We start from the raw sequence: 22,682 nt of genomic DNA on the forward strand, positions 1-22,682 counted from the left end.
ATATAATAAAATGGGAGGGATTTCTACGGGATAATGGTCTAGAGGCGCTGGAAGCGCGTCGCTGCACCGCGTTCGATGGCTGCGGCTGTTAAACGATCCACATTCAGGCCATGACGTAGGATTTCAAGAAGGCGCAATTCTTCCTGACTTAACTGTCCATCACATACAGCAATGTCACACGCCAAGGCATAGGCCATATCGTGAAGTTTCTTTGGAAGAACGGCCTTGATCTTGGCGACCATGGCATCCAAGCCTTCGGTTTCCTGCAGCAATTCCATGGAGCTTTTGGCGTCCGCTGGCAGATGTTCTTCGTTATATTCCGCAAAAATCGGAAGCATACGGACGACTTCACCAATTGTATTAAATTCGCGGTCTGTCATGTCGCCGTCAGCCGCGGAAACGATCACCATGGTCGAAATCAGTGCGGTATGAAGATTTAGGGACATTCAGTTTTGCTCCTGTTGCAAAGTTTTATTTCGTTAGAGCAGGATATGGCGATCAGCTTTTAATATCCAAGGAAATTTTTGCCTCTTCCTGCTCTTTCTCCGCCAGGAAATTCCGTGTGAGGCTTATGGCGTCTTTCAATCCCACCCTCTCAATTTCAACACCGGGCGGGAAAGCCGTTGCTAATCTGGATGGCATCATACTGTCTAACATGACAAACACACCATAGTCAGTATCGCGGCGAAGAAGGCGACCATAGGCCTGTTTCAGCTTCAACCGGGTGAGCATATCATCGTAGCGACTTCCCCCAAAGGCGGCTTTTCGGGCTTTGTGTTTCAAATCCGGGCGAGGCCATGGGACGCGGTCAAATACCATCAAGCGCAAAGAACGTCCGGGGACATCAACACCATCGCGAACAGCATCCGTTCCCAACAGAACGGAGTTCTCCTCCTCGCGGAAGATATCCACCAAAGTTGCTGTATCCATGGCATCCATGTGCTGCGCATAGAGATCAATACCGTTTTCGGACATGCTATCGGCGATGTTTTTGTGCACTTCACGCAAGCGCCAGATAGCGGTGAACAGACCGATGCCGCCACCTCCTGCCGCAAGGAAAAGTTCACGATAGGCGCTGGACACCTCTTTCATATGATCACGCCGTACATCGGTGACAACAATGACCCGTGTACGGTTTTTGAAATCAAACGGGGATGTCAGATGCGTGCGTTTGGGCGGCAGGACCAGATGACTGGCACCGGTACGCATATCAGCGGAGGTCCAGTCATCATCTTCTTCGATTTGATCACGCAAAGTTGCTGAGGCAATTAAAACACCATGGGAGGGTTTCAACATAACTTCGGAGAAGGGCTTCGTTGGGTCGACCCAGCTTCGGTAATAACCTAAATCAAAATCACGTCCTCCCACGCGCTCCAAACCCAACCAGTCCACAAAGGCGTCAGGTGTTGGCTCGTTCAGGTTTTTAAGGATATCAATCCATGGCGAGATCATGGTGGCTGTTCGTCGGGACAAGCCCTGAACCGCAGCTTCGATCCTTTGGCGTGTGGCGGTATCCAGCTCCTCCGCATCTTCATCAAGGCGTTTCACCAATGTCTTGGCGAGTTTCATCAACGGGGTTGCCAAATCGGCCAGCGCTTTTTCAAGTTTGAGTGCCGCTTCTTCAACCCCATCCACAAATTCAGTGGCGGCACATTCGATGCTATAGGGGCTATCCGGGGCACCAGAACGCGCCCGTACCTGCCCTTTGATTAAGTGGAGGAAAGTTTCCATGGGGCCATTGGGAAGGCCATCTTCCAGCCGTTTCATCCATCCATCTTTTGGCAGGCAAAAGCTTGCGTTGATAGCATCCTGCAGATGAGCTTGGCCTTCTTCATTGTCGCCAAGCAGGTCAGAAATGCGCTTTTCAAGGCCGCGCATACGGCCTTTCCGGGCGGTATCACTTCCTGATATCCAGCGGCGAAGTTCTGCGCCTTCAAGGCCGGTTAGATGAACAGAAAAGGCGCTGTCAGCCGCATCAAACAAATGATGCCCTTCGTCAAAAACATGACGCTTTGGCAGGTTTGGATCATCCGGGCGAGAAGCGGCATTGATCATGACAAGCGCATGATTGGCAATGACGATATCTGCTTTGCGGGCTTTGCGCGTAGATTTCTCGATAAAGCATTTCTTGTAATGACTACAGGCGGAGTAAATGCATTCCCCCCGTCGATCCGCCAGTCGGTTAATCCGGCCATGTCCTGCAAGTTCAAATAACCATCCCGGCAGGTCGCCGCCCATATCGCCATCACGGGTCGCAGATAACCAACGGGCAATCATGCCCAAGATAATACGGTCTCCGGCCATGGCTGCGCCGCCCTGCAATGCTTCTTCATAATTTAGAAGGCAGACGTAATTTTCGCGGCCTTTACGAACCACGGCTTTTTGGCGTTTGATGGCGGGATCGGGGTAAAGCCGGTCCAGTTCTTCATCAATTTGACGTTGCAGGTTCTTTGTGTAGGTAGAAATCCAGACGGCGGTTCCGTTTTTCTCCGCCCAAACACTCGCCGGGGCGATATAACCCAAGGTTTTACCCGTACCAGTGCCAGCCTCCGCCAGCACAAGGCGCGGGCAATCTTCTTGCTCCCGTGGGGTGAAGGCATGGGATGCCGCCGCACTGAAGTCAGCTTGTTGGGGACGGGCTTCCGCCCCTTCATGTAAAATCTCCTGAAGACGCACGCGGGCTTCCTGATCGCTTACCGGTTCATCATCGGGCGGCGGGTCGGGGGCAAAATCAGGCCATTCCGGCAGATCTTTCCAAATATCAAGCCCGCCATAGGGACCTTTGCCTTCTGCGACACCCAATGCGGCCAAAACATACGGGGCCCAATTCCAGCCCGCCTGTCCCATCGTCATCGCGATGCGGGAAGCTGCTTTTCGATGATCTGCCGGTAAGCGCGTTAAGCGATCCAGAAGAAGGTTCACAACCTCATACAATCTGAAGGCTTGATCTTCTAAGCTGTCAGGTTCGTCTAACCCCAGCGCTTGCGCGATGCCGCGGGCGGTTGGCAGGCAGGATTTCGCAGGGCAAGTGAACGCAAACAGCTCCAGAATATCGAAAGCAGTAAATGGGTTCAGGCCCATTTTTCGGGCAGTTGCCAAACGATGGATAACAAGTGGCGGCACATCACCGATTTTGGGAATGGCCTCATTTACTGATTCTTCGACAATTTCACCGTCACTGGTCAACCATGTGACGTGACTGCCATAGACCACCAGAACAGGGGCTTCCGGCAGGCGGATTTCCCCGCCATTGTCTCCCTTTTGCCTGTCTGTCTGGTTTTCTTCCATAATACTTTAAGTTAATCCCACCGTTTCGTTGACGCCGTCACTTTGTACGCCTAAATTCCGCCGACGACAAATATGGAGAGTAAATAATGTCATCAGATGCTGAAATCGCGCTGTCTAGCAACTCCTGGGCGTTTGCCGAGGCGAAGAAACTTGCAGATCGTTATGCGAAAGAAGCGCCTGCCAAGGGATACGTCCTTTTTGAAACTGGCTATGGCCCATCAGGCCTGCCGCATCTTGGGACTTTTGGCGAAGTGGCGCGCACAACATGGGTAATGCATGCCTTTCAGAAGCTGTCTGACATTCCAACTAAACTGGTTGCATTCTCTGACGATATGGATGGACTGCGTAAAGTTCCAGACAATGTTCCCAACAAAGAACTGTTGGCTGAAAATCTGGACAAGCCACTGACGGCTGTGCCTGATCCATTTGGTACACATAACAGCTTTGGTGAGCATAACAATAGCCGCCTGATCGCTTTCTTGGATCAGTTCGGTTTTGATTATGAATTTAAATCATCAACAGAAGCCTACAAATCTGGTGAGTTTGACGACACACTGAAACTGGTTCTTGAAAAATATGACCAGGTTATCAATGTCATCCTGCCAACTTTGGGTGAGGAGCGTCAGGCAACCTATTCACCGTTCCTGCCGGTATGTCCGCGCACTGGAAAAGTGTTGCAGGTGCCAATTATTACCCGTGATGTGGATGCGGCAACGGTGACATATAACGATCCTGAAACAGGGGAAGAGATAACCGTTCCGGTCACTGGTGGCCATTGTAAGCTGCAGTGGAAAGTGGACTGGGCCATGCGCTGGCATGCGCTGGAAGTTGACTATGAAATGGCAGGTAAAGACCTCATTGATAGTGTGACCTTGTCTAGTAAGATCGTGCGCATTCTGGGTAAGAAACCACCTGAAGGCTTTAACTACGAACTGTTCCTCGATCAGGATGGAAAGAAAATTTCCAAGTCTAAAGGTAACGGGATCAGCATTGAAGAATGGCTGACCTATGCGTCACCTGAAAGTCTTGCGCTATACATGTATCAGAACCCGAAAAAGGCGAAGCGTCTCTATTTTGACGTGATTCCGAAAGCGGTTGATGAATATTACACATTCCTGGATAAATTCCCTGAGCAGGAAGCCAAACAGCAATTTGGCAACCCGGTTTGGCATCTTCATAACGGTAATCCTCCTGCGGCCAATATGCCAATTTCCTTTGGTATGTTGCTGAACCTCGCCGCGGTTGTGAACCCTGATGACAAATCTGTTCTGTGGGGCTTTATCAGCCGCTATGCGGATGGTGCGACACCAGAAAATAATCCGGCGCTGGATCAATTGGCGGGCTATGCGGTGGCTTACTATAATGATTTTGTGAAGCCACACAAAAAATACCGTCAGCCAACAGATCAGGAAAAAGCGGCAATGGAACAGCTGGTTGGCATGCTGAAAGAGGCAGACCAAACAACCGATGCTGGTGACCTACAAAGCATGGTCTTCCAGGTGGGTAAAGATCATGAATTTGAAAACCTGCGTGATTGGTTCAAGGCGCTTTACGAAACGCTTCTTGGTCAATCTCAAGGTCCGCGCATGGGATCTTTCATTTCCTTGTATGGCGTGAAGGAAAGCACAGCGTTGATCGAGCGGGTTCTGGCAGGTGAAGATCTCGCCGCTGGATAAGCCCAAGAAAAATCAATAAAAAAGGCCGCAATAATTTGCGGCCTTTTTTGTTACTAAAACCAGTCTTAAAAGATCTGGCTTGCTTTCGAGAAGTCCATATACATATCGCGTAGTTTTGATGCGACAGGGCCCGGTTGGAATTCACGGTCTTCAACGCGGGTGACCGGCATGATTTTGCCGTAGTTGCCGCTGTTAAAGACTTCATCAGCTGTCATGATGTCTTCCTTGCTCATGAAGGTTTCGCTTACCTCAATACCTGCTTCTTCAGCAAGTTTGATAACGCGGGCACGTGTAATACCTGCAAGGAAGCAGCCGGTTGGTGCCGGTGTAAATGCAACACCGTCTTTAACTGTCCAGATGTTGGAAGTGGCAAATTCAGCGACGTTATTATTGGCGTCCATCATAATGGCGTTATCGAAACCAAGCTGACGGGCGTGGGCAACTGCGCGGCCTGAGTTCGGATATAACGCAGATGCTTTCGCATTTGTCGGGGCCATGTCACTTGCGGGGCGACGAAGTGGCGAGAAATGCGCACTGAAGCCACCTGAATCTGGCATCGGGCTGTCATAAACCGCGAGAACGAAATCTGTGCTTGCCGGATCCGGGTCGATAAAGCCACCGCGGGCAAAATACATCGGGCGAATATACAGTTCAGATTCTTTCGGTAATTTCTTGATGGCCGTCTTACACAGTTCAACAATTTCACCGCTTTCCATTGTTGGTGTCATGCCCAACGCTTGAGCTGAACGACCAAGGCGTTCACAGTGCAGGTCCAGATCCGGGGCCATACCCCGAAAAGAACGGGCACCGTCAAACACGGATGAAGACATCCAGAAAGCATGATCTTCCGGGCCTAGGATGCGTGGGTTTTCATCATACCATTTGCCGTCATAAAAATAGACACCAGCCATATTTCGAATTCCTGTCATTTATCGAAAAAAGAATGATCCACACCCATATCAGAAACACCCATGCCCCTGCAACCTAACTTGCCGTGAAGGTGTTTGTTGCCCCTGTTCAAAAGGTGTTGGATCGGGTAGGTTGCGGGCAAATAGATGGCTGAGGCGTTAAGATGACTTTGATTTATCACATGGCAAACCGTCCCGATTGGGAACAAGCGGTAAAAGACGGCAAATATGAGGGCACGGCGATGGATAAAGCCGATGGCTATATGCATTTCTCCACCGCTGAAACCATCAAAGGAAGCGCCGCCAAACATCGTGCTGGTGAGATGGATTTGGTTCTGATTACGGTCAACTCAGAAAAAATGGAAGATAAGTTGGTGTGGGAGCCTGCCCGCGGCGGTATTCTTTTCCCGCATCTATATGAAGCGCTGGATGTGAAGCTGGTGGATAAGGTGGAACCGCTGCCGCTTGGGGATGATGGGGTTCATATTTTCCCGGAACTTGGATGAGGCAGCGAAACATGTACAAGTTACTTTCCCGCGCGTTGTTTCTAATGGATCCCGAGAAAGCACACGGGCTTTCCATTAAAGGCCTTCAATCAGGCCTTATGAAAGCAGTGCCTGCTGATGTGGATCCGGTTCTCAATATCAGTCGTTTTGGTCTGGATTTTCCAAACCCTATCGGGTTGTCCGCCGGATTCGATAAGAACGGGGATGTACTTGATTCACTGTTAGGTCTGGGTTTTGGTTTTGTTGAAGCGGGCAGCGTTACCCCGCGGGCGCAGGATGGAAACCCAAAACCGCGGGTGTTTAGATTGGAAGAAGACAAGGCGGTTATAAACCGTCTCGGGTTTAATAACCGGGGCTTGCAGGCGGCGATTTCAAACTTTTCCAAACCGCGGCGGAGCGGCATTGTCGGCGCCAATCTTGGGGCCAATAAAACCAGTGAAGATCGCATAGGTGATTATGTGAAAGGCCTTGAGGCCTTGAGCCCGTTTTCGGATTATGTGACGGTAAATATCTCTTCTCCCAACACACCGGGGCTTCGGGCCTTGCAAGGGCGCGGGGAGTTGGAAGAATTGCTCGGCCGTCTTATGGAAGCCCGTAAAAACCTACCGCGGGAGCGAGAGCAAAATATCCCGTTGCTTCTTAAAATTGCGCCCGATCTGACAGGTGAAGATAAAGAAGATATTGCCACCGTTGCAAAATCCACAAATCTGGATGGTCTGATTATTAACAATACGACCATTACCCGGCCAGACAGCTTGCGAAGTGGGCAAAAAACGGAAACTGGCGGTTTAAGTGGCGCTCCGCTTAAACCCATTGCTCAAGAATTGATGGCGGATATGTATAAACTGACAGGCGGTGATATTCCGCTTGTGGGTGTTGGGGGTATCGCAAGTGCTGAAGATGCCTACGCCCGTATTCGTGCGGGCGCAAGCCTGATCCAGTTTTATTCCGCCATGGTTTATGAGGGGCCGTATTTGGCCCATCATATGGCTAAAGGGCTTGCTGGTCTTCTTAAGAGAGATGGCTATTCAAGTGTTGAAGATGCCATTGGCGTGGATGTAAAACTTTAGAAACTTGGTGGGGTGCAGGCGCTGACCACAACAGCGTCTTCATCCCCGATACAGCGAAAACGATGGGGTTGGTGGCTTTCGAAATAGAAAGCATCACCGGCTTTTAATACCTTGATTTCTGCTCCAACGGTGACTTCCAGTTTTCCTTTGACAACCACTCCTGATTCTTCCCCGTGATGGGTGAGCATATTGCGTCCCGTATCAGCGCCCGGATGATAGGTTTCGTGCAGAACCTGCAATGCTTTTCCGGTTAAATCGCGGCCCACCTGTTTATATTGAATTTTGCCGTCGGAAATGGTGGTGAGGTCTTTTTCCGCGAAAAAGATTTTCCGGTTTGTAGAAAAGTCGCTCGCGAAAAACTCGGACATGGCGATGGGTATTCCATCTAGCACCTTTTTCAAGGAGCCGACAGAGGGACTGATCCGGTTTTGCTCTATCATGGAAATGGTGCCGTTTGTAACGCCGGCGCGTTTTGCCAATTCTCTTTGGGATAATCCATGTTGCGCCCTTAACGCGCGCAGGCGGGACCCTATATCAATATCCATATCGCTAAATCCAGATTCAAAATAGTGGTTAGTATATTAAACACATTAACCACGGAAGTAAATTGAAGAGCGCAGAAAACTGCGGAAAAATTTTATGCTTGTGTAGTTTAATTACCTTGATACGGTCTTTCCCAATTCTTGACAGGGAGTGAGTGATGAGCAGTAATTCTACAAGTGCCGCCAACAATATGGATGCCTTCTGGATGCCATTTACGGCAAACCGCCAGTTTAAATCCAACCCACGTATGTTGGTAAGTGCCAAAGACATGTATTACCAAAATGCAGAAGGTAAGCAGGTTCTGGATGGAACCGCAGGCCTTTGGTGTTGTAACGCGGGTCATGCGCGCCAGAAAATTGTCGAGGCTGTCAGCAGCCAAATCGGCGAACTGGACTATGCTCCTGCTTTCCAAATGGGTCATCCAAAAGTGTTTGAATTGGCAGCGCGAGTTTCTGCTATGTTGCCAAACGGTCTGGATCATGTGTTTTTCACAAATTCAGGTTCTGAATCCGTTGATACAGCGCTTAAAATTGCATTGGCATATCACCGTGCCAAAGGGGAGGGTGCCCGTACCCGTCTGATCGGCCGGGAGCGTGGTTATCATGGTGTTGGCTTTGGTGGTATCTCCGTCGGTGGTATCGTTGCCAACCGGAAAAATTTTGGCACGCTGCTCGCGGGTGTAGATCATATGCCGCATACACATCTGCCTGAGAAAAACGCCTTCTCCCGTGGTATCCCTGAACATGGCGCAGAACTCGCGGATGAACTGGAGCGGATTGTGACCCTTCACGATGCATCCACTATCGCCGCCGTGATCGTAGAGCCTATTGCCGGATCCACCGGTGTGATCATGCCTCCAAAAGGCTATCTGGAGCGCTTGCGCGAGATTTGTACAAAACACGGTATCCTGCTGATTTTTGATGAAGTGATTACTGGTTTTGGTCGTTTGGGTTCTTCTTTCGCGACTGACTATTTCGGTGTTCAACCTGACATGATCACAATGGCTAAAGGCCTGACCAGCGGCACGATCCCTATGGGTGGCGTGGCTTGTTCTTCAGAGATTTACAACACTTTTATGACCGGTCCAGAGAATATGATCGAGCTGTTCCATGGCTATACATATTCCGGTCATCCGGTTGCCGCTGCGGCAGGTCTTGCAACTTTGGATATCTACAAGGAAGAAGGTCTGTTTGAACGCGCAAATGATCTTGCCCCATATTGGGAAGATGCCGTTCATTCCCTGAAAGACTGTAAAAACGTTATTGATATCCGTAACCTTGGCTTGATCGGTGCAATCGAACTGGCGCCAATTGAAGGCAAACCGACAGCACGGGCGTTTGATGCGTTTTTGAAAGCCTACGAAAAAGGCGTCCTTATTCGGACAACTGGCGACATTATCGCCCTGTCCCCTCCGCTTATTATTGATAAGCCGCAGATTGACCAGATTTTTGAAACCCTGCGCGATGTTTTGAACGCGCTCGACTAACATTTATTTTTATAAAGGTATTTAATCATGTTGATTGGTGTTCCTGCAGAAATTAAGACGCTGGAATCCCGCGTCGGGATGACACCTGCAGCCGTGCGTGAAGCGGTTGCTCATGGCCACCAGGTGGTCGTGCAAAAAGACGGTGGTGCGAAAATTGGTCTGACCGACGATTTATATATCTCGGCAGGTGCCAAAATCGCAGAAACGGCAGAGGAGATTTTTGCGTCTGCCGATATGATTGTGAAGGTGAAAGAGCCTCAACCACAAGAATGCGCTATGTTGCGTGAAGGCCAGATTCTGTTCACATATCTGCATTTGGCCCCGGATCCTGTTCAAGCGCAGGGTCTGCTTGATTCTGGATGCGTGGCAATTGCCTATGAAACAGTAACAAGCGCCCGTGGTGGTCTGCCTCTTTTGGCACCAATGAGTGAAGTTGCAGGCCGCATGTCTATTCAGGCAGGTGCCCATTGCCTTGAGATGCGTCAGGGCGGTGAAGGTATCTTGCTAGGTGGTGTTCCGGGTGTTCCTGCTGCCAATGTTGTCGTACTTGGCGGTGGCGTCGTGGGTGTTAACGCGGCACGTATGGCACTGGGTATGGGCGCGAATGTTACCGTTCTGGATCGTTCCATTCCGCGCCTTGCGGAACTGGATGGTCTTTATGGGCCGCAGCTTAAAACGATCTACTCCAATGCGGACACGGTTGAAGAATATGTCACAAATGCAGATCTGGTAATCGGTGCTGTGCTAATTCCGGGCGCGGCAGCGCCAAAACTGGTGAATACAGGTCACTTGAAGAAAATGAAGCAGGGATCCGTTGTCGTGGACGTTGCCATTGATCAGGGTGGGTGTTTTGAAACCTCCCGCGCCACAACGCATCTGGAGCCAACCTTTGAGGTGGAAGGTGTTGTTCATTACTGCGTGGCAAATATGCCAGGCGGTGTGGCCCGTACATCAACCTTTGCACTTAACAATGCAACCATGCCATTTACCTTGGCGCTGGCGGACAAGGGTTATAAGCAAGCTCTGGCCGATGACCCATATCTTCTGGAAGGTCTGAATGTCCATCATGGCAACCTGACCAATGAAGCAGTTGCCCGTGATTTAGGTAAATCATTTGTTTCAGCGCAAAGCGCCATTGCAGCGTAACTGTTAAGAGAGATTTCAACGAGCGGGAAAGCGGAATCGCTTTCCCATTTTTTTGGAAATATATTTGCGAACGATTATCATAATTAGTTGCCTTTAGTTTTTTGGAGTGATATACGGCTGTAAATGATAATCATTCGCATGTTAGAGGAAATGTAATGCGCGTCTCTTTTGGTCTTTTTGCCGCTGCGGCACTCATGACGTCTGTCGCAGGCACAACTGCCGCCTATGCAGAAGAAGTGAATCTGTATTCTTATCGTCAGGAAAAGCTGATCCGTCCCATCCTGGATGAGTTTGAAAAAGATACAGGCATTAAGGTAAATGTCGTTTTCGCCAAAAAAGGGATGCTGCAGCGTCTGAAATCTGAAGGTATGAACAGCCCGGCTGACGCCATCCTCACAACAGATATCAGCCGCCTACAGGCGCATAAAGCGGCAGGTGTGTTGCAGTCTGTTTCTTCTGACAAGCTGAACGCGAATATCCCATCGCAGTATCGCGATCCTGAAGGCGTATGGTATGGCTTAACTGTACGCAGCCGTGTGATCTTTTTTGCGAAAGACCGTGTCAAAGCGGAAGAACTTTCCACATATGAAGATCTGGCAGATCCAAAATGGAAGGGTCGTATCTGCATTCGTTCTTCTTCCAACGTCTATAACCAGTCTCTGATGGCCTCCATGATTGCAAATCTCGGTGCGGAAGCCGCTGAAAAATGGGCAGCTGGTATCAAAGCAAATCTTGCACGTAAACCACAGGGCGGTGACCGTGATCAGATTAAAGCAGCTGCGGCTGGTGAATGTGATGTGGCTGTCGGAAACACGTATTACTACGGGAAAATGGTGAACGGCAAAGACGAAGCGCAAAAAGCAGCAGCAGCGAAAACAGCGATGTTCTGGCCTAACCAGGATGGTCGCGGTGCGCACGTGAATATATCTGGTGCCGCTGTAACCAAGGCGTCCAAGAACAAAGAAGCTGCGATCAAGCTGATCGAGTTTTTATCAGGCGAAAAAGCGCAGAAATTTTATGCGTCTTCTAACTATGAATATCCTGTACTTGCTGGTGTAGAATTGGATGGAACAGTTGCCTCTTGGGGTAAACCAAAATTCGATGTAATCGGCCTCGATAAAGTCGCAGATAGTCAGGTTGAAGCTGTCAAAATCTTCGACCGTGTAGGATGGCGATAAGTCCATCTTCATGAAATTGAAAAGGGGCCTTGTGGCCCCTTTTTTTATGTCCTAAAGGCAGCCTGTAAAGCAGCAACCCCTTCAGCGATAGCCTCATTGGCCTGATCAATTGCTCCACCAAGATTGATAAATCCATGGATCATACCGGGATATTCCGTATGCGAGGCGGTTGATCCTTCTTTGTTCATACGCGTGCAATAGGCAACTGCCTCGTCTTTTAAGGGATCATATCCTGCTGTTTGTATTAGGGCGGGTGGCAAATCCGCTAAACTTACCGCCTGGAGAGGAGACGCACGCCAGTCGTCAATATCACCTTCATTCTGCAGGTAATGCCCCTGGAACCACTTCATCAGATCACGGGTCAGAAAATAGCCTTCCGCCAGTGCCTCATGTGAGGCTGTATCCATTTTGGCATCTGTTGCGGGATAAATCAGCCACTGAAAAACAGGGGCTTGAATGCCTTTGTCTCTCGCCATCAGAGATACGACGGCACTTAGATTGCCACCTGCGCTGTCACCGCCCACCGCAATGCGAGAAGCGTCCAAGCCGTAGGATGAAATATTCTCGACTGTCCATTGATAGGCAGTAAAGCAATCTTCCGGCGCGGCTGGAAAAGCAAATTCCGGTCCCATGCGATAATCAACGGACAGGACAGCAAATTCACCTTCATTGGCAACCTGTCGGCAGAGAGCATCATGGCTGTCGCGGCTACCGATTACCCATCCACCGCCATGGAAAAAGACAAGCACAGGAAGGTCGTCCCCACCGCTTACAGGTTTATAGAGGCGTACGGGGATAGGGCCATTTGGACCAGGCACCTCAAAATCCTTCACACTGCCGATAGGAACATCTTTGAGGCATAACTTCTGCGCACGCTGTTCATAGGCTGCCTTTGCTTCGGTGGCGTTCATTGTTTCCAGTGGGGGGACCTTATTTTGGATAGCGATATCCAGTACCCATTTCGCCTGCGGGTCGAGTGTCATTGGTTAGTTTCCTCCAACTTCTTGTAGTTTTCTTTCAACGAAATCCAGACGATCCTGCCCCCAGAATAGATCATTTTCAATGACATAGGTGGGGGCGCCAAAAACGCCTTTTCTCAGGGCTTCGTCAGTATATTCCTCGTAAATTTCAAGAATATCAGCGTCATTGCTTTTTAAGAATAATGACGTGCCATCCAGGCCTTGCTCGTTGGCAATGGTGATAACCGTTTCCTCATCGTCAATATTGCGCTGTTCCATCCAAACAGCTTTCATATATGCGTGCGCCAATTCCATGACAGGGTGGCCAGCCTGTTCGGCTGCGATAATCAGCAAGGCACCTTTGGTATGGGGAACTGGAAAATATTTTGGCTCAAGATGCAGTTGCACACCCGTTGCATCGCGCCATCTGATGAGCTCCTGCATACGGTAGGCGCGTCTCGCCGGGGGTCTCTTGTCTAGCGGCAGGCCTCCCGTCTGGCTGAAGATCCGTTGCAGGTCTACAGGCTTGAAGTGTATTTTCGCATCGTATTGATCGGCAAGTTCCTGAAGTCTGTTATGTCCGAGGTAGGTCCAAGGGGAGGATAATCCCCCGAAATAGTCGATTGTTATTGTCATTTTTCCCTCCCTTTTAACCATATATTGGCAAGCAACAGAGGAATTGTCCATGGAGGGTAAAGTTTAAATCTGAGATTTCTGCATGAGGCGCTGCGCCACTAACATGGCTTGGGTTCTATTGGATACACCGAAAGCCCTCAAAATAGCAGTGACATGCACCTTGACCGTTCCTTCTGATAACTTCAAGTGCCGTGCAATCTCACGGTTGCTTTTTCCAAAAGCAATCAGTCTCAAGACGTCCTGTTGTCGTGGTGTTAGTTTCGACGTTGCGCCAAAATATAGCGTGGCTTTTGGAGGAAGTCGTGATTTGCGATGTTGCCCTTCTTCTCCCTTGGATATCAATAGATTTTCTATAACAGTTTTAAAGCTTCCCATATCACAGGATTTGTCCAATACATCATCAATTGGAGAATGAGACGGTGTCAGTGCAGAGAGCCTTGTGGGTTTGGTTTCCTCAATCAAAAGCATGGGGGTGTTTGGTTGTAGATTCCTGATCCGGAAAATATCACAGTTTTCAGGCTTGCCTTTTGGGCAGATGTTACTGCTGAGCACAATAAGGTCATATGTGAAAGCACTTAATTCGCGGAAAAACGACTCCAGACAACTTGCTTCAACAACCTTGGCAGACGGCAAAGGAATGTCTTCAAATAAACGTGTAAGACTTTCTCTGAACAAGTCATGTCGATCGGCTACTAGGGCGCGCATTGTTATTTCTCAGGTCATCAAGTGTGGAGTAGGGGACCGAAAAAACATACTTTTTTGTTTGTTATACAAAAGTTACAGATGCAAGTATTAGCTGTATAGAAGAAAAATATTTTTCGTATTATCGCGCTGGTTTAATTTAGATGTCCCCAAAATGATGGAGTTTTTCGAAGATTTCTTCGATGGTCATCGGTGCGTGGAAATTGTAGATATTCTTTAGCTGATGGAGGAAATTGGCGCGGAGAATTTCCTTTTCTTCTATTGAAGCGTCTTTCATTCGAAGGATCTGGGGCGTGATTTTCTTGAAAGCAGGTATCAGGTGTTCTGGAGGGGAGGATTGTTTCAGGATTTTAGAAAGCGGTTTCTCTTTCCCCTCATGCAGAAGGTCTGTTATTTCTTGTTCGGATCGGCCGCTCTTTGATGACAGTGCGATCACAAGAAACTCACCGTCCAGAGCCAAATATTTGCGCAGCATTAGTGTATGCGTAAGGCGCCCATCTTCATACAGTTGGTGGATGGCCTTTCTCTTAAGCTTAACAGGCCAATTAATATCAATGACGCTGGCCAGTTTCTGCTCTTCCTTAGTATCAATGGCTCTGTTTTCAATTTCAATTGGGACAGTTTTAAATGCAGCCAATATCTCCTGCAGATCCATATCAGTTTGGGAGAGAATAGGTTTGATAAGACTTTCGGGAAGGGATTTCCTGCTAAGGATCAGTTTGATGATTCCCGGATATTTGCTGGCAAATCGATCTAACAGATTTCTGTATCCTCCTCCCGTAATCGGAGAGCTCATATTCTTCAAACAGATTTCAACGGTACTCAATTCACAGTATTTGCAGATGTAGTCTGTGAGTTGGTGGGTTAGATCAGGGCGCTCAGCTATCGCGTCCCGCACGCTTTGGCTACCCGCTAACACCAATGTATAAAGGTCGCTTTCCGTAAAATTCTCAAAGTGATGAAGCAGCCAGTTCGTGGGGTTGAGGTTACTTAGAATGATCTGCACGGCGATGCCTCCAGACAGTGTCGGGCTTTTGGCAACAAGCGAGGCAACGTGATTTTGAATCTGCTCATCCTTGTCCCCCAAGGGGAGTTTGAGCAATTTTTCATAAGTGGCGTGATTGGGAGAATCGACAGGGGTATTCAGGAATTTGTCTGCAACAGATTGAGCGGCGAAATGCCGCTCCCTTTCAGTTTGGGACATATACAGATCTACGTCCGTTACATCAATTGCGATTGTTTGCACCAGAATGCACCCTAATTCGGCGTTAATACATTAGCATGTATTGTTATAAGGTAAATTGCAATAAATAATATAATATTAATGCACGCAATGGGAGTGAATTACCGGAGACCCTTTAAATCCTTAAATTGTTTTACGGCAAAGGAATCTGTCATGCCGGAGACAAAATCTGTAATGTCCAACAACCAGTTATATCTGCCCTTTAGTGTATTTCTGTTTTCGGGAAACAGGTTCATGATAACTTGAGATCGGGGGGCGGGGGCCGCCTTTTCTTTCAGATAGGCTTCCCATTCATGGTTTGCAGTATAGAAAGCGTCCAGCAAACAGGTGATAATTTCTGAGCCACGTAATTCTGCCTCAACACGTTCTCTATGATTGAAAATGCTGTTTCTGCATAATTCTTCGATCTGTTCAAAAACAGAGGCACTGCGGGAGTGATGAAGTAGATCGCCCTTATAGGTTCCTGACAGGATTTGATTTTCGTGGTCTGCGAAGATTTCTGAAATTTCTCCGATCAAATGACCAATGCATTTCGCGCGAAGATAAGAGATTTTCTCGGATTTATCCTCAAGTTCTCCATAACGGGCCGGTGGAGTGCCTAGAATTTCAAGCATAAGCTCTTCTGTTTCAGTAAACTCCAGGCGACCTAGTTTAAACCCGTCTTCGATATCGACGACGAGATAACAAATGTCATCTGCGGCTTCCACTAGATATGTGAGGGGATGGCGACACCAGTAATCTTCGTGCCCGCGCCTTATAAGGCCGATTTCCGCTGCAATTTCTCTGAAGAATTCGGCCTCTGACTGCATAACACCAAATTTCTTCGCCGCCTGGTCTCTCGCCAAAGGGTTGGCAATGGAAGAAACTCTCGGATATTTCATGAAGGTTCCGAGGGTCGCATAAGTGAGGCGAAGTCCACCATCATTGCGCCAGTTTTGAAGGCGTGTCAGGATTCTGAACCCCTGGGCGTTGCCTTCAAATTTCAGGAAATCCTGTTTTTGGGTTTCCGTCAGGTTGTTCAGGTACCCTTTTGCGAGAGGTCCAGTTTTAAACCAGTGGCGAATGGTTTCTTCCCCGAAGTGTCCGAAAGGCGGATTGCCAATGTCATGTGCCAGACAGGCGGCAGAGACAATATGCCCAAACTCAGCGGCAGAAAAATCGGTATTTTTCATGTGCCGATCAATGATCACTTGTCCAGCATTTGCGCCTAAAGACCGGCCGACAGAAGCCACTTCCATGGAGTGAGTAAGCCGGGTTCGGACATAATCACTTTCCGCCATTGAATGGACTTGGGTTTTATCTTGAAGTCTTCGAAAAGCGGATGAAAAGACAATCCTGTCCTGATCTTTATGGAAGGGACTTCGCGAATCTGATATGGGTTCCAGAAAGTCCTGACCATACCGCTTGGTCGAGAGCAGTTTGTTCCAGTCCATCATTAGTCACATACCTTTCTGGGAGCCACCGATTCTGATGAGTGGTCTTAGTTCATCTTTTTCAAAGGATATTAATTGAGAAGTTTGAAGAAATTATAATTTTTTCCCGTACGGGGTGTGCAAATATGTAACGGTTTCAAAGGACTCAAATTTTAACATTACTAACGTTATGTTTTACCCCACCCCGGATAGGTCATAATCAAGTCAGCAGTGAGTTCGCGATTATTTGCATCCATGGAATGGATCAGTTTGGAAATACTTCCCAGCCCTTCTGAAAAGACGCGGTCTGCCTCGTTTCCCTCCCACAAGGCGACAAGCAGCATCAGCATTCTGCGTTGCGCATGGGATAGTTTTAGTCCTCCTGCAGACGCTTTGTCTTTTTCAATTTCCGGGATATCTGGTTGAATGTCGAAATGGCTTTCGACACTGTCCATTTCGCCACCCTTTGGGAAAAAATACCGCTCCAATTGGTTATAAACAATTGCCTCGCGCACAATTTTTGTAAAATCTGCTTCAAACATGTATGATGTTCACATAGTTTAATGATGTATTTGTTTGAAATTAAATAAAGAAAACCTTTTTAGCAATGAGTGATAAGCGCGCACTAATTATTGATGACGAAAAAATGTTTGCTGATTTCGTCAGGCAAGTAGCCGAAGGCATGGGATACGAAGTCCGCGTGACTGATGAAGCTGAGGTTTTCAAGCAGACATATATGGATTTTGATCCGACCGTGATCATTCTTGATATGGTGATGCCAGGGGTGGAAGGCATCGAGTTGGTCAATTGGCTCGCTGAAGAAGGCTGTTCGGCGCGCATTATGGTCGTTACCGGCTATAATCCACACTATGTGGATTTTGCTAAAACCATCGGAAGTGCACGTGGCCTTGTTGAAGTGCAAAGCTACACGAAACCCATTAGCCTTGCGGATTTGCGTAAAGCCCTCTCCTGATTTTGTGATTTCTGTCATCTTGCGTTGACGCCGGGGATATGAGATTATCCCGGTGATGTTACGCCTCATATAGAGGTGAAGCGTTCTCAGGGCAGGGTGAAAGTCCCTACCGGCGGTAAGAATGATATTCAAGCCCGCGAGCGCCTGTGCAAACAGGGTCAGCAGATCTGGTGCAACTCCAGAGCCGACGGTTATAGTCCGGATGGAAGAGAACAGCATACTTGGCTCGCATACCCGTGGTGTGTGGGTGCTTGTCTGTCTTGCCTTGAGTTTTTGATGTTTTTAAGAAAACGAGGCACATAAAATGACAACAGAAAAACAAGCAAGTGTCCTTCCTAAGGTCAAAAGCTCATCCCGCAAAATCGCAGTTATTCAGGCAAATTGGCATAAAGATATCGTGTCCCAAGCGACCGAAGCTTTTATTGTCGATCTGGAAAAGGCTGGAATATCTCGCGACAAAGTGGAAGTTTTTGACGTCCCGGGAAGCCTTGAAATTCCTTTAATGTCCCAGAAATTGGCGATGACAGGTGGGTATGACCTGATCATGGCAACAGGACTGATCGTGGATGGTGGTATCTACCGTCATGACTTTGTCGCAGGCACCGTTCTGGACGGGATGATGCGGGTTCAACTGGATACAGGTGTCCCGGTTCTATCCGTTGTATTGACACCGCATAATTTCCAGGAAGTGCCCGCCCATATGGATTTCTTCCGTAACCACTTTGTTCATAAAGGTCAGGAAGCTGCCAATGCGGCTGTACAGATGCTGAACAATTTGGCTGAATTGCCAGTAGATGTGAGGTTGGCATCTTAGAAAAAAAGGGGCGGTTTTCCGCCCCTTATCAACAACTAGATGATCTTGTTTTCGTGATCTTTCCAGTACTGATCACGTAATAATCGTTTGTAGAGCTTTCCTGTTGGGTGCCGGGGGAGTTCTTCAGTGAAGTCCACAGTTTTGGGGCACTTGATGTGGCTGATATGATCGCGGCAGAAAGCGATCAATTCCTGCTCCAGATCCTCGCCCGCATCTTTCATGTGAACAGGCTGAACAACGGCTTTGACCTCTTCACCAAATTCTTCATGAGGAATGCCGAACACCGCCACATCATAAACCCGTGGATGAGTCACAAGTAGGTCTTCCACCTCTTGCGGATATATGTTCACACCACCGGAAATGATCATGAAGCTCTTGCGATCGGTGAGATATAGAAACCCTTCCTCATCTACATATCCCACATCTCCCAGAGTGCTCCATCCTTTCTCGTTATAGCTCTCTTTTGTTCTGTCAGGATCATTGTGGTAGACGAAATCCTTCCCATCTGAAAAATACACCACACCGGTTTGCCCGGCAGGAAGTTCTTCTCCCTCTTCACCGGCGATATGGATGTTGCCAATGACAGCGCGACCAACAGTCCCGGGATGGGCAAGCCATTCTTCGGGAGTTACTGTGCAATAGCCGTTGCCTTCGGTGCCGCCGTAATACTCGTATATTATCGGCCCCCACCAATCGAGCATTTGCCGTTTGACTTTTTCAGGACATGGAGCGGCGGCATGGATCGCAAACTTCATGCTGCTGACATCGTATTTGTTCCGTATTTCCTCAGGCAGTTTCAACATGCGAATAAACATGGTCGGGACAAGCTGACTATGCGTTGTCTGGTATTTTTCAACCAGTTGCAGATACCATTCAGGATCAAAATGATCCATGACGATACAGGTTCCCCCAAATCGCTGCACACGCATATTGTAGCGAAGAGGTGCCGCATGATAGAGCGGGGCTGGAGATAAATAGACAATATCATCTCCAAATCCATAAAGCCCTTTTAATACGTTATAGAGATTGTCTTCAGATCCAATGGGATCCCCTATTTCAGTTGGCTTGACCCCTTTGGGTTTCCCAGTTGTGCCAGATGAATAGAGCATATCAGCGCCTTCACATTCATCCTTAATAGGCGTTTGGGGCATGGCGGACATGATATCTTCGTATGATGTGTACCCTTCGCGCACGCCGCCCATCATAAGGCGATGGTCCACATTCGGGATCAGGGGTAGAATTTCTTCGGCGAGCTCCCCCTTATAATCCGAGGTCAGGAAAAGTTCAGCGCCGCAATCATTTACAATATAGGCCGCTTCTTCGGCGGAGAGGCGCGAAGAGATCGCGGTGTAATACAGTCCGGCCCTTTGCGCGCCCCACAGAACTTCATGAAAGCGGTTGTTGTTTTCTATCAAGAGAGCGACATGGTCCCCAACTTTTAGACCCAGCTTTCTGAAATATTGCGCGACCCTGTTGGAGCGTGCATTGAGTTCAGCGTAGGTAATAACCTCGCCTGTTGCCGCCATGATGACGGCAGGCGAGTCTGGTCGGGTAGCAGCAAAGTCCCGGATATGCATAAGGTCCCCCAGATTATTATTTTTATTTCTTGGCCCCTTTTATTATTACCTTTTCATCAATTAATTCCGCAATGGTTTTTTCATCCAGGCCGATTTCACGAAGAACTTCTTCTGAATGCTCCCCAAGAGCTGGAGCGTGTTTGTGAATACCGCCTGGTGTCTTTGAAAAACCGGTTGGGATCCCCGGATATTTAAGCTTTCCTTCTGTTGGATGATCGACACTTTTCCAAAACCCAGTGGCTTTGAGATGTGGATCGTCAATCAAATCATCTGCTGTATTTATCGGTACATTTGGAATGTTGGCTTCTTCCAGCAGTTCTAACCATTCCGCGGCTGGTTTGGTTTCGATAATGTCAGACAACAAGCCGTAAAGCTCTGTGATATTGGCAAGGCGGGCCGATACATGATTGAATCTGGGGTCCTCTTTCAGTTCTGAATGTCCGGACAAGTCAAAGAAAGCAGCCCATTGCCGGTCGGTATAAGGCAACACACCAATCATTTTACCATCGCTAGCGCGATAAGGGCGTTTGTTGGGGGAAAGTGCCCGCGGATATCCGGCGGTGCCAATCGGTGGGTCGAAATTCATACCATAGAGATGCTCCAGCATATGAAACTGTACCATTGTTTCGAACATGGGCACGGTAACTTCCTGCCCTTCTCCTGTCCGCTCTTTGTGGAAGAGGGCCATTGTTATGGCATAGACAAGCGTCAGGCCGCTGGCCTTATCTGCGAGGACAGTCGGAACATATGCAGGGCGTCCAACCACATCACTTTGAACCGCGGAGATACCACTTACGCCCTGGATCATGTCGTCATAGGCCGGCTTATCCGCATAGGGTCCCGATTGATCAAAGCCAAAAGCCCCACAATAGATGATCCCCGGGTTCACTTTCCTGACCTCTTCATAGGACAGTCCCAGTCGGTCTACAGCGGACGGGCGCATATTATGTACAAAAACATCTACTGTTTTCAGAAGTGCCATGATCGCAGCGTGACCCTTATCCGATTTCAAATCGATACAGATGTCACGTTTATTGCGGTTGGCGTTGAGATACATCGCCGCCATGCGGTCGGATCTGCCGGGGCCAATATCCCGGGTCATATCCCCGTCCGGGCTTTCTATCTTGATAACATCGGCGCCGTGATCCCCCAGGATTTGGGTGGCAAAGGGACCCAACAAAACTGTTGTCAGGTCCGCAACTCGCACGCCGGTTAAAGGTCCTTTGTTGTTATTATTCATTTGGAACCACCGGTATTGTGATTAGTAGGATTTGGGAAGACCCAACGCTTTTTCAGCGATAAAGCAAAGGATCAATTGCGGGCTAATGGGTGCAATTCGACAGATCATCACTTCCCGCATAAGACGCTCCACCGTGAATTCTTTGGCATAGCCAACGCCACCGTGAGTGAGTACCGCTTGAGAACAGGCTTTAAAGCCTGCCTCACCGCCCATATATTTGGCGGCATTGGCATAGGTTCCGCATTCCTGACCGTTGTCATAAAGATAGGCAGCGCGCATCGCCATCAGATAGGCAGCTTCCAGTTCCATCCAGTTTTCAGCGAGTGGATGCTGGATTGACTGGTTCATGCCAATAGGCCGCCCGAAGACTTCACGCTCATTGGCATATTTCGCTGCGCGAGCAAGCGCATTTTGACCAATGCCAATCCCTTCCATCCCCACAAGAACACGTTCCGGGTTGAGGGAATGCAGAAGGTAGTAGAAGCCTTTGCCTTCCTCACCAACCAGATCCTCTTCCGGGATTGGCAGGTCATTGATAAATACCTCGTTAGAATCCACAGCTTTGCGGCCCATTTTGTCGATGACGCGGACATCACAATAGTCGCGGTTTAAATCTGTAAAGAAAAGAGACAGGCCATCGGTTGGTTTCTTACAGTCTTCTTTGGGGGTGGTGCGGGCGAGAAGCATAATTTTATCAGCTTCCTGACCGGTGGTTGTCCACATTTTCTGCCCGTTGGCGATGTATTTATCACCCTGTTTTACCGCGCGGGTTTGAAGGGATGTGGTGTTGAGGCCCGCATTGGGTTCTGTCACACCGAAGCATGATTTGATCTCACCTTTAATGAGCGGTGTCAGCCAACGTTCTTTTTGCTCATCTGTGCCAAAAACCACAATGGGGTGAGGGCCAAAGATATTTATATGGATTGCACTGGCGGCCGACATACCACCAGAGGAATTGGCAACCGTATGCATCATAATGGCGGCCTCAGTAACCCCTAAGCCCGCACCGCCATATTGTTCCGGCATGGTAATCCCAAGCCAACCAGCATCTGCCATGGCGCGGTGAAACTCATGGGGAAATTCGCCGGTCCGATCATGATCGCGCCAGTATTCGTCATCAAATTTGGCGCAAAGGGCGGCAACATTATCGCGGATGGCAAGCTGTTCATCCGTTAGAGAAAAATCCATCAGATACTCCGATTTTTATTGTTTTTTATTTTGCCCTAACCTGCCCCAATTTACGGGCAGATGCAAGTTATCCGTATAAGTTTCGTATATGCGAACATAAGACGAGGCGGAAAAAAAGCCCGGCACGGAACCGGGCT

At 48.7% G+C, this 22,682-nt stretch carries 21 protein-coding genes and 1 riboswitch; of the genes, 8 read left to right on the forward strand and 13 right to left on the reverse strand.

From position 1 onward, the window contains the following. Nucleotides 1–38 precede the first annotated feature (38 nt). Nucleotides 39–446 (reverse strand): tellurite resistance TerB family protein, encoded by a 408-nt coding sequence (locus tag GUA87_RS06375; RefSeq protein WP_193715655.1) that lies wholly within the window; start codon nucleotides 444–446, stop codon nucleotides 39–41. 52 nt (nucleotides 447–498) lie between these two features. Further along, the gene (locus GUA87_RS06380) at nucleotides 499–3,288 is read right to left on the reverse strand and encodes an ATP-dependent DNA helicase (protein WP_193715656.1); all 2,790 of its coding nucleotides are present in this window, start codon (nucleotides 3,286–3,288) and stop codon (nucleotides 499–501) included. Between the two features lie 86 nt (nucleotides 3,289–3,374). Between GUA87_RS06380 and GUA87_RS06385 the strand changes: the two genes are divergently transcribed. Next, nucleotides 3,375–4,964: a lysine--tRNA ligase gene (locus GUA87_RS06385; protein ID WP_193715657.1), complete on the forward strand. Its 1,590-nt coding sequence runs from the start codon at nucleotides 3,375–3,377 to the stop codon at nucleotides 4,962–4,964. Nucleotides 4,965–5,029: 65 nt separating this feature from the next. Here GUA87_RS06385 and GUA87_RS06390 read toward each other — a convergent pair whose 3' ends face one another. Further along, nucleotides 5,030–5,875 (reverse strand): branched-chain amino acid aminotransferase, encoded by an 846-nt coding sequence (locus GUA87_RS06390; RefSeq protein ID WP_193715658.1) that lies wholly within the window; start codon nucleotides 5,873–5,875, stop codon nucleotides 5,030–5,032. A gap of 161 nt (nucleotides 5,876–6,036) precedes the next feature. Here GUA87_RS06390 and GUA87_RS06395 point away from each other — a divergent pair, with 161 nt between their 5' ends. Beyond that, a complete protein-coding gene (locus GUA87_RS06395; protein WP_193715659.1) occupies nucleotides 6,037–6,378 on the forward strand; it encodes a DUF952 domain-containing protein in 342 nt (113 codons plus the stop codon). A gap of 11 nt (nucleotides 6,379–6,389) precedes the next feature. Continuing rightward, nucleotides 6,390–7,448: a quinone-dependent dihydroorotate dehydrogenase gene (locus GUA87_RS06400; protein WP_193715660.1), complete on the forward strand. Its 1,059-nt coding sequence runs from the start codon at nucleotides 6,390–6,392 to the stop codon at nucleotides 7,446–7,448. Here GUA87_RS06400 and GUA87_RS06405 read toward each other — a convergent pair. Next, complete coding sequence (locus GUA87_RS06405; RefSeq protein WP_193715661.1) at nucleotides 7,445–7,993, reverse strand: cupin domain-containing protein; 549 nt, start codon at nucleotides 7,991–7,993, stop codon at nucleotides 7,445–7,447. The two genes, GUA87_RS06400 and GUA87_RS06405, sit on opposite strands and share 4 nt — an antisense overlap. 155 nt (nucleotides 7,994–8,148) lie before the next feature. Between GUA87_RS06405 and GUA87_RS06410 the strand changes: the two genes are divergently transcribed. The 3 genes from GUA87_RS06410 to GUA87_RS06420 all read left to right on the forward strand — a co-directional run bounded on the left by GUA87_RS06410 (nucleotide 8,149) and on the right by GUA87_RS06420 (nucleotide 11,801). Further along, nucleotides 8,149–9,477: an aspartate aminotransferase family protein gene (locus GUA87_RS06410; RefSeq protein WP_193715662.1), complete on the forward strand. Its 1,329-nt coding sequence runs from the start codon at nucleotides 8,149–8,151 to the stop codon at nucleotides 9,475–9,477. Nucleotides 9,478–9,504: 27 nt separating this feature from the next. Continuing rightward, nucleotides 9,505–10,623: an alanine dehydrogenase gene (gene ald / locus GUA87_RS06415; RefSeq protein ID WP_193715663.1), complete on the forward strand. Its 1,119-nt coding sequence runs from the start codon at nucleotides 9,505–9,507 to the stop codon at nucleotides 10,621–10,623. Between the two features lie 155 nt (nucleotides 10,624–10,778). Then, the gene (locus tag GUA87_RS06420) at nucleotides 10,779–11,801 is read left to right on the forward strand and encodes a Fe(3+) ABC transporter substrate-binding protein (protein ID WP_193715664.1); all 1,023 of its coding nucleotides are present in this window, start codon (nucleotides 10,779–10,781) and stop codon (nucleotides 11,799–11,801) included. A 44-nt stretch (nucleotides 11,802–11,845) separates the two neighbouring features. Here GUA87_RS06420 and GUA87_RS06425 read toward each other — a convergent pair whose 3' ends face one another. The 6 genes from GUA87_RS06425 to GUA87_RS06450 all read right to left on the reverse strand — a co-directional run bounded on the left by GUA87_RS06425 (nucleotide 11,846) and on the right by GUA87_RS06450 (nucleotide 17,295). Next, complete coding sequence (locus GUA87_RS06425; RefSeq protein WP_193715665.1) at nucleotides 11,846–12,784, reverse strand: alpha/beta hydrolase; 939 nt, start codon at nucleotides 12,782–12,784, stop codon at nucleotides 11,846–11,848. 3 nt (nucleotides 12,785–12,787) lie between these two features. Continuing rightward, the gene (locus tag GUA87_RS06430; RefSeq protein ID WP_193715666.1) at nucleotides 12,788–13,396 is read right to left on the reverse strand and encodes a 2-hydroxychromene-2-carboxylate isomerase; all 609 of its coding nucleotides are present in this window, start codon (nucleotides 13,394–13,396) and stop codon (nucleotides 12,788–12,790) included. A 63-nt stretch (nucleotides 13,397–13,459) separates the two neighbouring features. Continuing rightward, a complete protein-coding gene (locus GUA87_RS06435) occupies nucleotides 13,460–14,101 on the reverse strand; it encodes a response regulator transcription factor (protein ID WP_193715667.1) in 642 nt (213 codons plus the stop codon). Nucleotides 14,102–14,237: 136 nt separating this feature from the next. Continuing rightward, nucleotides 14,238–15,344 carry a DUF2336 domain-containing protein gene (locus GUA87_RS06440; protein ID WP_193715668.1) on the reverse strand — a complete coding sequence of 369 codons (1,107 nt, stop codon included), beginning with the start codon at nucleotides 15,342–15,344 and terminating at the stop codon, nucleotides 14,238–14,240. Between the two features lie 98 nt (nucleotides 15,345–15,442). Next, the gene (locus tag GUA87_RS06445; protein ID WP_193715669.1) at nucleotides 15,443–16,777 is read right to left on the reverse strand and encodes a deoxyguanosinetriphosphate triphosphohydrolase; all 1,335 of its coding nucleotides are present in this window, start codon (nucleotides 16,775–16,777) and stop codon (nucleotides 15,443–15,445) included. A 164-nt stretch (nucleotides 16,778–16,941) separates the two neighbouring features. Then, nucleotides 16,942–17,295 carry a hypothetical protein gene (locus GUA87_RS06450; RefSeq protein WP_193715670.1) on the reverse strand — a complete coding sequence of 118 codons (354 nt, stop codon included), beginning with the start codon at nucleotides 17,293–17,295 and terminating at the stop codon, nucleotides 16,942–16,944. A gap of 65 nt (nucleotides 17,296–17,360) precedes the next feature. Between GUA87_RS06450 and GUA87_RS06455 the strand changes: the two genes are divergently transcribed. Next, complete coding sequence (locus GUA87_RS06455; RefSeq protein ID WP_193715671.1) at nucleotides 17,361–17,726, forward strand: response regulator; 366 nt, start codon at nucleotides 17,361–17,363, stop codon at nucleotides 17,724–17,726. A gap of 78 nt (nucleotides 17,727–17,804) precedes the next feature. After that, nucleotides 17,805–17,944: riboswitch (FMN riboswitch) on the forward strand. An 86-nt stretch (nucleotides 17,945–18,030) separates the two neighbouring features. Continuing rightward, complete coding sequence (locus tag GUA87_RS06460) at nucleotides 18,031–18,540, forward strand: 6,7-dimethyl-8-ribityllumazine synthase (RefSeq protein WP_193715672.1); 510 nt, start codon at nucleotides 18,031–18,033, stop codon at nucleotides 18,538–18,540. 35 nt (nucleotides 18,541–18,575) lie between these two features. On the opposite strand, the gene GUA87_RS06465 is transcribed toward GUA87_RS06460, so the two are convergent. Genes GUA87_RS06465 through GUA87_RS06475 form a run of 3 tightly spaced genes read right to left on the reverse strand, consistent with a single transcriptional unit; the run spans nucleotide 18,576 to nucleotide 22,545 of the window. Continuing rightward, a complete protein-coding gene (locus GUA87_RS06465) occupies nucleotides 18,576–20,117 on the reverse strand; it encodes an AMP-binding protein (protein WP_193715673.1) in 1,542 nt (513 codons plus the stop codon). A gap of 22 nt (nucleotides 20,118–20,139) precedes the next feature. Next, on the reverse strand, nucleotides 20,140–21,357 hold the full coding sequence (locus GUA87_RS06470) for a CaiB/BaiF CoA transferase family protein (protein ID WP_193715674.1): 1,218 nt from the start codon (nucleotides 21,355–21,357) through the stop codon (nucleotides 20,140–20,142). A 21-nt stretch (nucleotides 21,358–21,378) separates the two neighbouring features. Beyond that, nucleotides 21,379–22,545: an acyl-CoA dehydrogenase family protein gene (locus GUA87_RS06475; protein WP_193715675.1), complete on the reverse strand. Its 1,167-nt coding sequence runs from the start codon at nucleotides 22,543–22,545 to the stop codon at nucleotides 21,379–21,381. Nucleotides 22,546–22,682 lie beyond the last annotated feature (137 nt).

It is taken from the genome of Sneathiella sp. P13V-1 (assembly GCF_015143595.1).
GTDB lineage: Bacteria > Pseudomonadota > Alphaproteobacteria > Sneathiellales > Sneathiellaceae > Sneathiella.

Excerpts from the sequence above, each read along its gene's own strand:
- GUA87_RS06375 (WP_193715655.1), bottom strand. The coding sequence starts at position 446 with ATGTCCCTAAATCTTCATACCGCACTGATTTCGACCATGGTGATCGTT.
- GUA87_RS06380 (WP_193715656.1), bottom strand. The coding sequence starts at position 3,288 with ATGGAAGAAAACCAGACAGACAGGCAAAAGGGAGACAATGGCGGGGAA.
- GUA87_RS06385 (WP_193715657.1), top strand. The coding sequence starts at position 3,375 with ATGTCATCAGATGCTGAAATCGCGCTGTCTAGCAACTCCTGGGCGTTT.
- GUA87_RS06390 (WP_193715658.1), bottom strand. The coding sequence starts at position 5,875 with ATGGCTGGTGTCTATTTTTATGACGGCAAATGGTATGATGAAAACCCA.
- GUA87_RS06395 (WP_193715659.1), top strand. The coding sequence starts at position 6,037 with ATGACTTTGATTTATCACATGGCAAACCGTCCCGATTGGGAACAAGCG.
- GUA87_RS06400 (WP_193715660.1), top strand. The coding sequence starts at position 6,390 with ATGTACAAGTTACTTTCCCGCGCGTTGTTTCTAATGGATCCCGAGAAA.
- GUA87_RS06405 (WP_193715661.1), bottom strand. The coding sequence starts at position 7,993 with ATGGATATTGATATAGGGTCCCGCCTGCGCGCGTTAAGGGCGCAACAT.
- GUA87_RS06410 (WP_193715662.1), top strand. The coding sequence starts at position 8,149 with ATGAGCAGTAATTCTACAAGTGCCGCCAACAATATGGATGCCTTCTGG.
- ald (WP_193715663.1), top strand. The coding sequence starts at position 9,505 with ATGTTGATTGGTGTTCCTGCAGAAATTAAGACGCTGGAATCCCGCGTC.
- GUA87_RS06420 (WP_193715664.1), top strand. The coding sequence starts at position 10,779 with ATGCGCGTCTCTTTTGGTCTTTTTGCCGCTGCGGCACTCATGACGTCT.
- GUA87_RS06425 (WP_193715665.1), bottom strand. The coding sequence starts at position 12,784 with ATGACACTCGACCCGCAGGCGAAATGGGTACTGGATATCGCTATCCAA.
- GUA87_RS06430 (WP_193715666.1), bottom strand. The coding sequence starts at position 13,396 with ATGACAATAACAATCGACTATTTCGGGGGATTATCCTCCCCTTGGACC.
- GUA87_RS06435 (WP_193715667.1), bottom strand. The coding sequence starts at position 14,101 with ATGCGCGCCCTAGTAGCCGATCGACATGACTTGTTCAGAGAAAGTCTT.
- GUA87_RS06445 (WP_193715669.1), bottom strand. The coding sequence starts at position 16,777 with ATGATGGACTGGAACAAACTGCTCTCGACCAAGCGGTATGGTCAGGAC.
- GUA87_RS06450 (WP_193715670.1), bottom strand. The coding sequence starts at position 17,295 with ATGTTTGAAGCAGATTTTACAAAAATTGTGCGCGAGGCAATTGTTTAT.
- GUA87_RS06455 (WP_193715671.1), top strand. The coding sequence starts at position 17,361 with ATGAGTGATAAGCGCGCACTAATTATTGATGACGAAAAAATGTTTGCT.
- GUA87_RS06460 (WP_193715672.1), top strand. The coding sequence starts at position 18,031 with ATGACAACAGAAAAACAAGCAAGTGTCCTTCCTAAGGTCAAAAGCTCA.
- GUA87_RS06465 (WP_193715673.1), bottom strand. The coding sequence starts at position 20,117 with ATGCATATCCGGGACTTTGCTGCTACCCGACCAGACTCGCCTGCCGTC.
- GUA87_RS06470 (WP_193715674.1), bottom strand. The coding sequence starts at position 21,357 with ATGAATAATAACAACAAAGGACCTTTAACCGGCGTGCGAGTTGCGGAC.
- GUA87_RS06475 (WP_193715675.1), bottom strand. The coding sequence starts at position 22,545 with ATGGATTTTTCTCTAACGGATGAACAGCTTGCCATCCGCGATAATGTT.